Source organism: Flavonifractor sp. An52 (assembly GCF_002159385.1).
GTDB classification, from domain to species: Bacteria; Bacillota; Clostridia; order Oscillospirales; family Oscillospiraceae; genus Flavonifractor; species Flavonifractor avicola.
Map to the genome: position 1 here is coordinate 13,648 of NZ_NFIB01000008.1, position 13,769 is coordinate 27,416.

General features: G+C 60.6%; 15 protein-coding genes. 14 read left to right on the top strand and 1 reads right to left on the bottom strand.

Features of this window, described 5'->3' with window-relative positions; all coding sequences use genetic code 11:
* Positions 1 to 126: 126 nt before the first annotated feature.
* Positions 127 to 774, bottom strand: a complete 648-nt coding sequence (nth, locus tag B5G06_RS04445; RefSeq protein WP_087187883.1) for an endonuclease III — start codon at positions 772 to 774, stop codon at positions 127 to 129.
* A 138-nt stretch (positions 775 to 912) separates the two neighbouring features.
* On the opposite strand from nth, the gene glyA reads away from it, so the two are divergent.
* The 14 genes from glyA to B5G06_RS04515 all read left to right on the top strand — a co-directional run bounded on the left by glyA (position 913) and on the right by B5G06_RS04515 (position 13,762).
* The gene (gene glyA / locus B5G06_RS04450; RefSeq protein WP_087187884.1) at positions 913 to 2,154 is read left to right on the top strand and encodes a serine hydroxymethyltransferase; all 1,242 of its coding nucleotides are present in this window, start codon (positions 913 to 915) and stop codon (positions 2,152 to 2,154) included.
* Positions 2,155 to 2,282: 128 nt separating this feature from the next.
* Positions 2,283 to 2,639 carry a DUF3796 domain-containing protein gene (locus tag B5G06_RS04455; protein WP_087187885.1) on the top strand — a complete coding sequence of 119 codons (357 nt, stop codon included), beginning with the start codon at positions 2,283 to 2,285 and terminating at the stop codon, positions 2,637 to 2,639.
* On the top strand, positions 2,636 to 2,836 hold the full coding sequence (locus tag B5G06_RS04460) for a helix-turn-helix transcriptional regulator (RefSeq protein ID WP_087187963.1): 201 nt from the start codon (positions 2,636 to 2,638) through the stop codon (positions 2,834 to 2,836). The genes B5G06_RS04455 and B5G06_RS04460 overlap by 4 nt, the downstream gene beginning before the upstream one ends.
* 90 nt (positions 2,837 to 2,926) lie before the next feature.
* On the top strand, positions 2,927 to 4,198 hold the full coding sequence (locus B5G06_RS04465; protein WP_087187886.1) for a replication-associated recombination protein A: 1,272 nt from the start codon (positions 2,927 to 2,929) through the stop codon (positions 4,196 to 4,198).
* Between the two features lie 136 nt (positions 4,199 to 4,334).
* Positions 4,335 to 5,246, top strand: a complete 912-nt coding sequence (locus B5G06_RS04470) for a M23 family metallopeptidase (RefSeq protein ID WP_242955346.1) — start codon at positions 4,335 to 4,337, stop codon at positions 5,244 to 5,246.
* Positions 5,247 to 5,828: a site-2 protease family protein gene (locus tag B5G06_RS04475; RefSeq protein WP_087187888.1), complete on the top strand. Its 582-nt coding sequence runs from the start codon at positions 5,247 to 5,249 to the stop codon at positions 5,826 to 5,828.
* A gap of 138 nt (positions 5,829 to 5,966) precedes the next feature.
* Positions 5,967 to 6,308 carry a 50S ribosomal protein L19 gene (gene rplS, locus B5G06_RS04480; protein WP_087187964.1) on the top strand — a complete coding sequence of 114 codons (342 nt, stop codon included), beginning with the start codon at positions 5,967 to 5,969 and terminating at the stop codon, positions 6,306 to 6,308.
* 366 nt (positions 6,309 to 6,674) lie between these two features.
* Positions 6,675 to 8,669 (top strand): amidohydrolase family protein, encoded by a 1,995-nt coding sequence (locus B5G06_RS04485; protein ID WP_087187889.1) that lies wholly within the window; start codon positions 6,675 to 6,677, stop codon positions 8,667 to 8,669.
* Positions 8,670 to 8,804: 135 nt separating this feature from the next.
* Positions 8,805 to 9,659, top strand: coding sequence for a ribosome biogenesis GTPase YlqF (gene ylqF / locus B5G06_RS04490; protein WP_087187890.1), 855 nt, complete (start codon positions 8,805 to 8,807; stop codon positions 9,657 to 9,659).
* A gap of 14 nt (positions 9,660 to 9,673) precedes the next feature.
* Positions 9,674 to 10,279, top strand: coding sequence for a ribonuclease HII (locus tag B5G06_RS04495; RefSeq protein WP_204220744.1), 606 nt, complete (start codon positions 9,674 to 9,676; stop codon positions 10,277 to 10,279).
* Positions 10,276 to 10,647: a YraN family protein gene (locus tag B5G06_RS04500; RefSeq protein ID WP_087187892.1), complete on the top strand. Its 372-nt coding sequence runs from the start codon at positions 10,276 to 10,278 to the stop codon at positions 10,645 to 10,647. The genes B5G06_RS04495 and B5G06_RS04500 overlap by 4 nt, the downstream gene beginning before the upstream one ends.
* Positions 10,648 to 10,661: 14 nt before the next feature.
* Positions 10,662 to 11,606: a dipeptidase gene (locus tag B5G06_RS04505; RefSeq protein WP_087187893.1), complete on the top strand. Its 945-nt coding sequence runs from the start codon at positions 10,662 to 10,664 to the stop codon at positions 11,604 to 11,606.
* The gene (gene thrC / locus B5G06_RS04510) at positions 11,594 to 13,081 is read left to right on the top strand and encodes a threonine synthase (protein ID WP_087187894.1); all 1,488 of its coding nucleotides are present in this window, start codon (positions 11,594 to 11,596) and stop codon (positions 13,079 to 13,081) included. The genes B5G06_RS04505 and thrC overlap by 13 nt, the downstream gene beginning before the upstream one ends.
* The gene (locus B5G06_RS04515) at positions 13,082 to 13,762 is read left to right on the top strand and encodes a metallophosphoesterase (RefSeq protein ID WP_087187895.1); all 681 of its coding nucleotides are present in this window, start codon (positions 13,082 to 13,084) and stop codon (positions 13,760 to 13,762) included.
* The last annotated feature ends 7 nt before the right edge of the window (positions 13,763 to 13,769 follow it).

Consider the following 13,769-nt stretch of genomic DNA (forward strand, 5'->3'; position numbering starts at 1 on the left):
GAGAGGGGATTTCAAAGGGGAGAGGGAAATCGAAATCCCTCTCCCCTTTGACGGTTCTTTGGTGCCTTTCTGTCCGCACAGAAAGGCACTCGCCCAACAGGGCGAAACTATTTGGAACTAATCGGCTTAATCTCCAACGCTCTTCTGGAAATGATCGCACCAGGGCCGCAGGGTACAGTTTTGGCAGTCAGGCCGCCGGGCCACGCACACCGCCCGGCCGTGGAGCACCATCCGGTGGCAGAAGTCGCTGGATTCCTCCGGGGGAAGGATTTTCCGCAGCTGCATCTCGGTCTTGACCGGGTCCTTGGTGCCGTCGGTGAGGCCCAGCAGGCCGGTAATGCGGATGCAGTGGGTATCTGCCACCACCACGCCGGGGGTCTTGTACACGTCGCCCAGGATCAGGTTGGCGGTCTTGCGGCCTACGCCGGGCAGCTTCAGCAGGTCCTCCATGTTGTCGGGTACCACGCCGCCGTACACATCCACCAGCATCCGGGCAGCGGCCACGATGTCCCGGGCCTTGGCCCGGAAGAAGCCGGTGGAGTGGATGTAGGTCTCCACCTCGCTGACGTCGGCCTCCGCCAGAGACTCCAGAGTGGGGAAGCGGGCGTACAGGGCGGGCGTGACCATATTGACCCGCTCGTCGGTGCACTGGGCAGCCAGACGGACGGCGAAGAGCAGCTCATAGGGCTTGGGATATTGCAGGGAACACAGGGCGTCGGGGTAGAGGCGCTTGAGCTCCTCCACAATGGCAATGACATCCTGATGGTCTTTCATAGGATCACCTCGTTAGACAATATAACACACAACGCAGCAAAAAACGAGAGGGTTTTTCCTATGGTGACGATTGTAATTTTGGGAATCATCCGGTATAATGAGTTAAATCGCTAAAATTTTGAAAGGTGGCGACAGACATTGGTCAAGGATATCATGGAGTTTCTTACCGCCCAGGACCCGGAGGTAGGTCAGGCCGTTGAGGCGGAGTACGCCCGGCAGCAGCGCAACATTGAGCTCATCGCCTCTGAGAACTTCGTCAGCCAGGCGGTGCTGGCCGCGGCGGGTACGGTGCTCACCAATAAATATGCCGAGGGCTATCCCGGCAAGCGGTACTACGGCGGCTGCCAGTGCGTGGACGTGGTGGAGGAGATCGCCCGCAAGCGGGCCTGCCAGCTCTTCGGAGCCGACCACGCCAATGTGCAGCCCCACTGCGGCGCCAACGCCAACTTCGCTGTGTATCAGGCTCTGTGCGAGCACGGCGACACCGTGCTGGGCATGGATCTGGCCAACGGCGGCCACCTGACCCACGGCTCTCCCGTCAACTTCTCCGGCAAGAACTACAACATGGTGGCCTATGGGGTCAACGAGCAGGGCTATATCGACTACGACCAGGTCCGGGATCTGGCCAAGAAGCATCAGCCCAAGATGATCCTGGCCGGCGCTTCCGCCTACCCCCGCGTCATCGACTTCAAGACCTTTGCCGACATCGCCCATGAGGTGGGAGCCTACCTCTTTGTGGATATGGCACACATCGCCGGTCTGGTGGCCGCCGGGCTCCATCCCAACCCGGTGCCCTATGCCGACGTGGTGACCACCACCACCCACAAGACCCTCCGGGGACCCAGAGGCGGCATGATCCTCTGCAAGGAGGAGCTGGCCAAGAAGATCGACTCCGCCATTTTCCCCGGCAGCCAGGGCGGCCCTCTGGAGCACATCATCGCCGCCAAGGCGGTGGCCCTGGGCGAGGCCCTCAAGCCGGAGTTCAAGACCTACCAGCAGCAGATCGTGAAGAACGCCGCCGCCCTGGCGGACGCCCTGCTGAAGGAGGGCTTTGATCTGGTGAGCGGCGGCACCGACAACCACCTGATGCTGGTGGACCTGCGGCCCGCCCACCTCACCGGCAAGGAGATGGAGCACCGTCTGGACGAGGTCAACATCACCGTCAACAAGAACGCCATCCCCAACGACCCCGAGAAGCCCTTCGTTACCTCCGGTATCCGGGTGGGCACTCCCGCCGCCACCAGCCGGGGCTTTGTGGAGGAGGACATGAAGGTCATTGCCCAGGTCATGTGGCAGACCGCCACCAACTTCGAGGACAACCAGGAGAACCTGCGTGCCCAGGTGGCCCAGCTCACCGCCAAATACCCCCTGTACGAATAAGAACGTTCCACAAGGCCGCCTTCGGGCGGCCTTGTTGCGTCCACCCATCCAGCTTGACAGGTAAATTATGATATGGTATATTTATCACAAGATGAGCGAAATACATCACACATATAAAGGGGAATGAGATGAAGACCAAACGGTGGTATGGACTGATCGGCTTACTGTCTCTGCTGGGTTTTGTGGGAGTATTCACGCCGGAACGGGCCTTTTTGGGTTTCTTCGCCTTTGCGGTGGACTTCCAGTATTTCTTTGTCCGGGCGGATGAAATGGAGGAAGGGCGGATCCAGCGCTCGGCGGCCTTGGGCTTTTTTGCAGGTATGACGGTCTCTGTGGTGGCAGCCCTTGGCTGCTTGCTGCTGGGAGGGGGCACCAGAGAAGGGCTGTATCCGGCCTTTGCCCTGGGCTGGGGCGTGGCGGTTGCGGTATACGCCTTGTCCGACTTCTGGAGCAATTGTAAGGAATGGTGGTATACCCGGTCATGATATACAATCGGATCAAGGAGCACCGGGCCCGGCTGGAACTCAGTCAGGAGGAGCTGGCCAAAAGGGTGGGGGTCCGGCGGGAAACCATCAGCAATCTGGAAAAGGGAAAGTATAATCCCTCTCTGGTACTGGCCTGGAATATCGCCAAGGTATTCGGTGTGTCCATTGAAAAGGTCTTTACCGTCACAGAGGAATAGGGGCATTTTCTCTTTACGGTCAATCGAACGTGTGTTAGAATGGAGCGGAAGTAATTCCGCTCCATTCTGCTTTTAAGGGAGGTCGTTCCCATGACATACCGGCCTTTGGCGGACGAGATCCGGCCTCAATCTCTGGACGAGGTGGTGGGCCAGCGCCACATATTGGGGGAGGGAGGGTTGCTCCGCCGCATCATTGAGGGAGGCAACATCCCCAATCTGGTGTTTTACGGCCCATCGGGCACCGGCAAGACCACGGTGGCCAACATCATCGCCAAGCGCACCAACCGGCCCCTCCACCGGCTTAATGCCACCACCGCCTCCATCTCCGACATCAAGGAGATCATGGCTCAGATCGGCACCATGCTGGCCCCCGACGGGGTGCTGCTCTATCTGGACGAGATCCAGTATTTTAACAAGAAGCAGCAGCAGTCCCTGCTGGAGTTCATGGAGAACGGCAAAATCACCCTCATTGCTTCCACCACCGAGAATCCCTACTTCTATGTCTACAACGCGGTACTCAGCCGCTCCAGCGTCTTTGAATTCAAGCCCCTCACCGCCGCCGACGTGCTGCCCGCCGTGGAGCGGGGCATCCGACTCATGGGGGAGCGGCTGGAGGGCGAGGTAGTGTGCGAGGAGGGCGTGAAGGAGCATATCGCCTCCGCCTGCGGCGGGGACGTGCGCAAGGCAATGAACGCGGTGGAGCTGCTCCTCAACTCCGCCAAGCGGGAGCAAGGAAAGCTCCTTGTCACTCTGGCCGACGCCCAGACGGTGGCTCAGCGCTCCGCCATGCGGTATGACCGGGAGGGGGACGACCACTACGACATTGCCTCCGCCCTGATGAAGTCTCTGCGGGGCTCCGACCCGGATGCCGCCTGCCACTATCTGGCCCGGCTGCTGGAGGCGGGGGACCTGATCACCGCCATCCGGCGGCTGCTGTGCTCGGCCAGCGAGGACGTGGGCATGGCCTATCCCCAGGCGGCCCTCATCGTTAAGGCTCTGGTGGACAACGCCCTCCAGCTGGGCCTGCCTGAGGCACGGCTGCCGTTGGCCCAAGCGGCCATCCTGCTGGCCACCGCTCCCAAGTCCAACTCGGTGTACAAGGCTATTGCCGCTGCCCAGGCTGACATCCGCAAGGGCAAGACGGGAGATTATCCCCGGCACCTCCAGAACGTCCACGCCGATTCGGCCGGGATGGAGCGGGAGCAGGGGTACCTCTACCCCCACGATTTCCCCAACCACTGGGTGAAACAGCAGTATCTGCCCGACGCCCTGGCGGGCAGTCACTATTATCAGTACGGAGATAACAAGGTGGAACAGGCCGCCAAACGGTACTGGGACGCCATCATGGGGGGCAAACCTTAAATCGGGTTGTCCGCATAAACCACTGCTCTGCCGCATATAGATAGCCCACACTCATACAGAAGGGATGCGGGCCGGCATGAGAGAGCAGCGAAGCAGGGTTGCCAGCAGAAGAACGGGACAAAAGAAGGGAAAAACAGTGCTGGGCCCACGGGAGAGGCGGCGGATCACCCAGCTGGTGGTCTGTCTGGCACTGTTTTTGGCGGTATTTATCGGAAAAGGGATCTTCCCGGAGCGGATCGCCGACCTGCGGGAGCAGGTGCTGGGCCTGCTGCGGGGGGACACGGATTTTCAGGCGGTCTTTGCCGACCTGGGCCAGTCTATCTCCAAGGGAGAGCCGATGTTGGATACCCTGGGGGATGCCTGGAGCCAGATGCTGGGCGGGGAAGAGGCCAAGACCGGCGGAACGGCGGGGGAGAACGCCCTCTATGCCGCCCAGGCTGCCTGGCTCAGCGGCTTTGGCCGTCAGGAAGGCACCGGGACCCTGGGGCTGAAGATCGACCCGCAGGCCACCCCGGCGGTGGCCGCCACACCGGCGCCACAGCCGGAGGCCGCCCCAGAGCCGACTCCCACCCCGGAACCGGCGGTGGAGCACGTGGACTACACCGGTCCCGCTCTGCCGGACAACACCTCCATGGATAAGTACCGGCTGGATGTGGGGGAGACAGTGAGCCCGGTGATGGGGGTGCTCACCTCACCCTTTGGCTGGCGGGAGCACCCGGTGGACGGGGAGGAGAAGTTCCATAACGGAGTAGACCTGGCGGTGAACACCGGTACCCAGGTCAAGGCCTTTGCCGACGGAGTGGTAGACTATATTGGCGACGACCCCGATCAGTACGGCCTCTACCTCCAGATCAGCCACGCCAACGGGGTGAAGAGCTTTTACGCCCATTGCAGTCAGCTACTGGTCAGTCAGGGTCAGACGGTGAAGGCAGGGGACACGGTGGCCCTGTCCGGCGACACCGGCAACACCACCGGACCCCATTTGCATCTGGAGCTGCGGTTCAACGGGGTGCGGATCAATCCCATCTACTATATCGAGACCAACTGAATGAGATGGGGGCGTGTGGAGATCACGGCAGGGGCCCTGCTGCTGTGGGCCCTGCTGTACTATCTGGACAGCGGGGGGTTGGTGCCCCAGGCTTTGGCGGCCTGCGCCCTCCATGAGCTGGGCCATTATGCCGCCATCCGGCTGCTGGGAGGCAGAGTGGCCCGGCTGAAACTCTCCTGCGTGGGGGCGGAGATGGCCCTGTCTGCACGCTGTCCCCTGGGCCCCGCCCGGGAGCTGGCGGCCGCCCTGGCCGGACCGGCGGTCAACCTGCTGTGTGCCTGGCTCTGTTCGGGACTGGGGGAGACCTGGTGGTGCTTTACCGGCCTCCATCTGGCTCTGGGCCTGTTTAATCTGCTGCCGGTGGGGCCGCTGGACGGAGGCCGGGCGCTGAGCTGCCTGCTGACCCTGGCGGGCAGGGAGGACTGGGCACAGCCGGTGGTGGGCCTGCTTTCCGTTGGGCTGTCCATGGGCCTGACCATGGGGGCGCTGTTGCTGTGGCGGGTAGGGGAGGGCAACCTGACCTTGCTGCTGGTTGCTCTGTGGCTGTCCGCCATCCCGCTGCGGAAAACCAAGAAAAAATGAAAAATCTGCTTGCAATTTGTGGTGGGGCATGATATACTATCTCGGACTCAATAAAGGGCGGTCCTCTGCGGCTGCTGTCCAGAGAAGGACGGCGGGAATATGGCCGGTAAGAACGCCTATCAACAGGAGGAAAATCAAATGGATCTTATGCAGGCTTTCAGCGCCAAGTATCAGAAGGCTGAGCCCCCCGTGGCCAATGTGGGCGACACCGTCCGTGTGCACGTGCACATCAAGGAAGGCAACCGCGAGCGTATCCAGGTCTTTGAGGGCACCGTGATCGCCAAGAAGCACGGCGGCATCGAGGAGACCATCACTGTTCGCCGCGTGTCTTACGGCGTTGGTGTGGAGAAGGTGTTCCCCATCCACGCTCCCGCTGTGGACAAGATCGAGATCGTCCGCAAGGGTAAGGTGCGCCGCGCCAAGCTGTATTATCTGCGTGACCGCGTGGGTAAGAGCGCCAAGGTTAAGGAGCGCATCTAATCGCATTGGATTTATCCGAAAAAGGAGAGAGGCAGCTGCCTCTCTCTTTTTTTATGTCTAAAAGTGGTTAGAATATGCAAACTATTTGCCATCTTGCACAAAAATGCATTTCCAAATTGAGAACGACGAAGTTTGATATTCTTGTTTTGGTTATAATTCATAAAGAAACTGAAATATTTTTAAGGTTTTTAAATGGTTTCAGACAGAATAGAGGAATACAGAGGCATAAATGGACTTTTGAAAAACCGTCTTGCAAAAGAAAATGCTTCATGATACGCTACAGGCAAGAGCAAGAGGAAAGGAGGATAGGCCCAATCGCACACACCGGGAAACTGAGAAAGAAGAATCAAATAGGAGGCGAAATTCATGTCACGCAAAGGCTTTGGACGCATTCTTGGCACGATTTTGGCACTTACCATGCTTCTCTCCCTCTTCCCCGCCTCTGCGGCGGCACCCGAAGCTGCCGACAGTGTATACCGCAACGGCAATATTTATACGGTGGATGAGGAGTTCACCGTGGCCAGCGCCATTGCCGTCAAGGGCGACCGGCTGGTCTATGTGGGCGATGAGGCCGGTGTGGAGGCCTACATCGGCGCCGGCACCAAGGTGGTGGATCTGGGCGGCAACACCGTGATCCCCGGCCTGATCGAGGGCCATATGCATATCAACGGTCTTGGCGAAAGCCTGCTTCAGATCGATGCCTTCTGGAAACCCAAGGAGGACATTCTGGCCGCGGTGAAGGAGGCGGCCGACGCGGCCCAGCCCGGCGAGTGGATCCGCGGCCGGGGCTGGATGAACACCGTGTGGGAGGACAGCGACTATCCCACCAAGGAGGAGCTGGACGCGGTGGCCCCCAACAACCCGGTGTACCTCACCCGGGCGGATGGCCATATGTGCTGGGTGAACTCCATGGCTTTTGAGCTGGCGGGCATCACGAAGGATACCCCAAATCCCCAGGGCGGCGAGTATCTGAAGACGGAGGACGGAGAACTGCTGGGCTGTGTGACCGATACCGCCATGAGTCCGATCAGCGCCCTGCTCCCCGCGTTCTCCATCGAGGAGCAGAAGCAGGCCCTGCTGCTGGCCCAGGATCAGCTGTTCTCCTACGGGCTCACTTCGGCCATGAACGCCGGCACCTCCGTGGAGACCCTGAACGAGGTGTACAAGCCCCTGTATGAGGACGGCAGTCTGAAGCTGCGCGCTTATATTCTGATGTCCCTGTCCTCCACCGAGGGGGCTCAGGCCGATTATCTGCGCAACAATAATCCTCAGGACGGTCTGTATAATGAACACATGGACGTCCGGGCGGTCAAGCTGTTCAGCGACGGCTCCCTGGGGGCCCGCTCCGCCGCCATGCTGGAAGAGTACAGCGACCGGGCCGGTCATCTGGGCAATTACAGATCCTCCGACGAGGAGATGTACCAGCTGGTGAAGCTGGCCTATGATAACGGCTATCAGACGGGCAGCCACGCCATCGGCGACGGCGCCAACCACCAGCTGCTGGACGCCTATGAGCGGGTGATGGAGGAGAATCCCAGAGAGGATCCCCGCCTGCGTATCGAGCACTTCCAGATCCTGACCCTGGAAGACATCCAGCGGGCCATTGATATGGGGGTCCTGCCCTCCATGCAGACCACCCACGCCACCTCCGATATGCTGATGGCCGAGGACCGCATCGGCGCCGAGCGGCTGAAGGGCGCCTACGCCTGGCGCACCATCATTGACAGCGGCAGTATCATCATCAACGGCTCCGACGCCCCCGTGGAACTGGTCAATCCCTACCATGGCCTGTATGCCGCGGTCACCCGCAAGGACCGTCTGGGCGAGCCGCCCGAGGGCTGGCATGCCGAGCAGTGCATGACCCGGGAGGAGGCCCTGCGCTCCTTCACCATCTGGGCGGCCTACGGCGAGTTCAACGAGGACATCAAGGGCTCCCTGGAGGTGGGCAAGCTGGCCGACTTCGTGGTCATTGACCGGGACTACATGAACTGCCCCGCCGAGGATATCAAGGACATCCAGGTGCTCACCACCGTCTCCGGCGGGGAAGTGGTGTACACCAAGGACCTGTCCCAGCCCACCATCATGTGGAACGGCCTGCCCCTGACCTACAACAGCAAGCTGTACGTTGAGCCCGGCACCATCTATGTGCCCCTCAACGACACGGTGAACGGCCTCAGCGCCGCCCAGACCAAGGCCGACGGCATGGTCACCATCAAGCTGGACGACCAGTCGGTCACCCTGCCCGTCAAAACCGTGGACGGCGTGGAGTATGTGGGCGTGCGCGCCCTCTTTGAGGGCCTGGGCCGCAACGTGACCTGGTACGGCCTCAGCTCCTGTGTCTCTGTCGGCTGGCTCAAGTAAATTCTCTGTTCCGCAAAGCGGCTCCGGATTGATCCGGAGCCGCTTTTTTGTGCGTGTTTGCTCTTTTCAAACTACTATATCTTGTGTATAATGGAGCATAAAATCTATTCTAACCGAACCAAAGGAGGCGGGAGCATGAACATCCAATGGTATCCCGGCCATATGACAAAGACCCGGCGGCAGATCCAGGCGGATCTGAAGCTGGTGGACCTAGTGGCGGAGATCATCGATGCCCGCATTCCCATTTCCAGCCGCAACCCGGATATCGATGAGATTGTGGGCGACAAGCCCCGGCTCATCATCCTCAACCGGGCGGATCAGGCCGACCCGGCCATGAACAAGGTGTGGGGGGACTGGTTCCGCCAGCGGGGCTGGTGGGTCATGGAGACCAACGCCCGGGACGGCAAGGGAGTCAATCAATTCTCCGCCGCTATCAAGTCCGCCCTGAAGGACAAGATCGAGCAGTGGAAGGCAAAAGGACTGGTAGGCCGCCCTGTGCGGGCCATGGTGGTAGGGGTGCCCAACGTAGGCAAGTCCACCTTTATCAATCAGGTGGCCAAAAAGAAGTCCGCCAAGGCGGGCAACAAGCCCGGCGTCACCCGGGGCAAGCAGTGGGTCAACGTGGACCCGGGCCTGGACCTGCTGGACACCCCCGGCATTCTCTGGCCCAAGTTTGAGGACGAGATCACCGGAATGCACCTGGCCTTTACCGGGGCGGTGAAGGATGAAATCATGGACCGGGAGACCCTGGCCTGCCACCTGATGGAGATCTTGGGCGCCCGGTATCCCCAGGCCATCACCGACCGATACAAGGTGGAGCCCCAGCCCGGCCTGGCCGGTTGGGAGCTGCTGGAGGCCTGCGGCCGCAAGCGGGGCTTTCTGATCTCCGGCGGCGAGGTGGACACCGAGCGTATGGCACGGGTGCTGCTGGAGGAGTACCGCAGCGGCAAGCTGGGTAACTTTACCCTGGAGACCCCCCAAGAGGTGTAAAGGAGATATACTATATGGATCTGTGGGAACTGGAGCGGGACTGCTGGGCCCAGGGCCATGAATTGGTATGTGGCTGCGACGAAGCGGGAGCTGGTCCCCTGGCCGGTCGGGTGTACGCCGCCGCGGTGATCCTGCCCCGGGGACTGGATATTCCCGGCCTCAACGACTCCAAAAAGCTGACTCCTAAAAAGCGGGATCAGCTCTACGATCTGATTATAGAGCAGGCCCAGGCCTGGAGCGTGGCATGGGTAGAGGCGGAGGAGATTGATGAAACTGATATCCTCAGCGCCCGGATGAACGCCATGCAGCGGGCCATTGACGGCTTGAGCGTCAAGCCCGACTTCGCCCTCATCGACGGTAACCGGGACCATGGAAAGTACGGAGCCGTCACCACGCCCCACGCAACAGTTGTAAAGGGAGATTCCCTGTCGGCATCTATTGCCGCTGCCTCCATTCTGGCCAAGGTGAGCCGGGACCGGTACATGGAGGAGATGGCGGAACAGTACCCCCAGTACGCCTTTGAGCAGCACAAGGGATATCCCACAAAACTCCACTATGAACGGCTGCGGCAGTACGGGCCCTGTCCCATCCACCGCCGCACCTTCCTGAAAAAGCTATGAGCGGGGGAGAGGCCAAGCTGCTGGGCCGTTGGGGGGAGGCCAAGGCGGCGGAGCTGCTGCGGCAGCGGGGTTATACCATCGTTGCTGCCGGTTATCACTGCCGGTTTGGAGAAATCGACCTGATTGCAACGACTGACAAGTATTTATGCTTTATAGAAGTGAAGCTGCGGAAGAATGATTCCTTCGCCCCTGGGCGGGCGGCGGTGGACCGGCGGAAGCAGCAGAAGCTGCGTACCACGGCGGAGTGCTGGCTGGCGGAGCACCCTGACATAGGGCTTCAGCCCCGGTTCGACGTGGCGGAGCTGTATGCGCCCCAGGGCATGGCTACCCGGGAACCGGAGTTTCACTATTGGGAAAATGCGTTTTAAAGGAGGCGGGTGCCTTGCCGGAGATCGACGTCTTTGACGGACACTGTGATACGGTGCTGAAATGCTGCCTGGAGGGGGGCGGCTTTGGCCGCAATTCCTATCATGTGGATCTGGAGCGGGGGAGAGCCTTCCGCCGGTACGCTCAATTCTTTGCCCTTTTTGGTCAGCCGGAGGATTTCCTCGGGCTTACACCCCGGGAGACCTTTGAGCGGGAATACCAGCTCTTTTCCCGGGAAATGGAGGCCAACGCCTCTGTGATTACCCACTGCCGGACGGCAGAGGAGGCGGAGAAGGCCTTCGCCGCCGGGAAGATGGCCGCCTTCCTGTCTGTAGAGGGGGCGGAGCTGCTGGACTGTTCTGTGGAACGGCTGGAGGAGGCCTGTGCTTTGGGTGTCCGGGCGGTCAATCCCACCTGGAACCGGGCCAACGCTCTGGGCGGCACCAACGCAGAGGACACCGACAAGGGCTTGACCGTTCAGGGAAAGGCCTTTGTCCGCAAAGCGGAGGAGCTGGGAGTGCTGGTGGATGTGTCCCATCTGTCCGACCCGGGCTTCTGGGGTGTGGCGGATACCCTGTCCGGTCCCTTTTTTGCCAGTCATTCCAACAGCCGGTCTGCGTTTTCTCATCCCCGGAACTTGACCGACGAGCAATTTACTGCCATAATAGAGCATGGCGGCGTGGCGGGACTGAACCTCTACGCTGAGTTTGTGGGCGGTAAGGCGGATCTGGAGGCCATTGCCGCCCATCTGGACCACTGGCTGGAGCTGGGGGGCGAGAAAAACATCGCCCTGGGGGGCGATCTGGACGGATGCAGCCCCCTGGCCGGCAGCATGGCCGGAGTCCAGGACTATGAACGGCTTTACCACTTCCTGCTGGAGCGGGGCTACGGCCTGGCCCTGGTGCAGGATCTGTTCTTCAATAATCTGATGAGGGTAGTGAGCAAAGTATGTACTATGTAAGCACGAGAAACAAACAGGACCGCTGCACCGCAGCTCAGGCCATTGCCCGGGGACTGGCCGCCGACGGCGGCCTCATGACCCCCGAGGTGTTTCCCAAGCTGTCTCCCAACGGCCTGAATACCATGCGGGATATGTCCTACCAGCAGCGGGCGGTCTTTGTGATGAACTCCTATCTGGACGACTTCACCTCCTCCGAGCTGACCTCCTTTGCCAGCAAGGCCTACGGCGGCGCCAAGTTTGACGTACCTGAGGTGGCTCCTGTCCGGCAGGTGGACGACAAGACCTACTGCCTGGAACTGTGGCACGGCCCCACCTGCGCCTTCAAGGACATGGCGCTGCAGATGCTGCCTTACCTGCTCACCGCCTCCCTGAAGAAGAATCAGGAGTCCAAGACGGTGTGCATTCTGGTGGCCACCTCCGGCGACACCGGTAAGGCTGCCCTGGAGGGCTTCCGGGACGTGGACCGCACCCGTATTCTGGTGTTCTATCCCAAGGACGGCGTGTCTGCCATCCAGGAGCTGCAGATGAACACCCAGGAGGGCGGCAACGTGGGAGTTTGCTCCGTAGTGGGCAACTTTGACGACGCCCAGACCGGCGTGAAGAAGCTCTTCTCCGACGAGGCCCTGCGGGAGCAGCTGGCAGAGCGGGAGTATTTCCTGTCCTCCGCCAACTCCATCAACTGGGGCCGGGTGCTTCCTCAGATCGTCTACTACATCTCGGCCTACTGCGACCTGCTGCGGGACGAGAAGATCCAGAAGGGGGACCCCATCAATGTCTGCGTCCCCACCGGCAACTTCGGCAATATCCTGGCGGCCTACTACGCCAAGGAGATGGGCGTGCCCATCAATAAGCTGATCTGTGCCTCCAATGCCAACAACGTGCTCACCGACTTCATCCGCACCGGTCAGTACGACCGCAACCGCACCTTCTACAATACGATGTCCCCCTCCATGGACATCCTGATCTCCTCCAACCTGGAGCGGATGCTCTTTGCCCTGAGCAACCATGACGACGCCGAGGTGCGAGGCTATATGAACCAGCTGAACACCGTGGGAATGTATAAGGTAAGCCCCGCCATCCAGACCAAGCTCAGCCGCATCTTTGCCGCCGGCTGCTGCGATGATGCCCAGACCCAGAAGGTCATCGGTCAGATGTGGCAGGAGCACAAGTACCTCATCGATCCTCATACCGCCGTTGCCTTTGACGTGCTGGATCAGTACCGGAAGGAGACCGGCGACGAGACCCCCGCTGTGGTGGTGTCCACCGCCAGCCCTTTCAAGTTCTGCGACAGCGTGCTGGGCGCCCTGGGCGTCACCGAGCTGGCGGAGGGGACCGCTATCCTGGATCAGCTGGCCGAGCTCACCGGCGTGCCCGTGCCTGCTCCTCTGGCTGCCCTCAAGAATAAGAGCGTGCGCTTTAACCAGACCGTCTCCAAGGAGCACATGGTGGACCAGGTGCTGGAGATGCTCAAGTAAATGGCCCTGTTTGTCATTGGCGATACCCACCTCTCCCTGGCCTCCAATAAGCCCATGGACGTGTTCGGCGGCGGCTGGGAGGGCTATGTGGACAAGCTGCGGGAGGGCTTTCAGGCGGTAGGCCCGGAGGACACGGTGGTGCTGTGCGGCGATCTGTCCTGGGGTATGAGCCTGGAGGAGGCGGAGGCCGACTTCGCCTTTCTGGACAGCCTGCCCGGCGTCCGCAAGCTGATGCTCAAGGGCAACCATGACTACTGGTGGAATACCGCATCCAAGATGAACCGCTTTTTTGCCGAGAAGGGCTTTTCTACCCTGAAGATCCTCCACAACAACTGCTACGAATACGGTGAGTACGCTCTGTGCGGCACCCGGGGCTGGTTTTACGAGGAAAAAGGGGACCAGAAGGTGTTCAACCGGGAACTGATCCGGCTGGAGGCCTCCCTGAAGGCGGCGGGGGAGAGGAAGAAGCTGTGTTTTCTCCACTACCCGCCCCTGTATCAGGGCTACCGCTGTGCGGAGATCATCGCGCTGCTTGAAAAGTATGAGGTGGAGGCCTGTTATTACGGCCACCTGCACGGCGGAAGCCACCGTTTGGCGGTGGAAGGAAAGTACGGTCCGGTGGTCTATCATCTGGTGGCGGCCGACTATGTGGGGTTCCAGCCCCAAAAAATCCTGGAATAATTGAAAA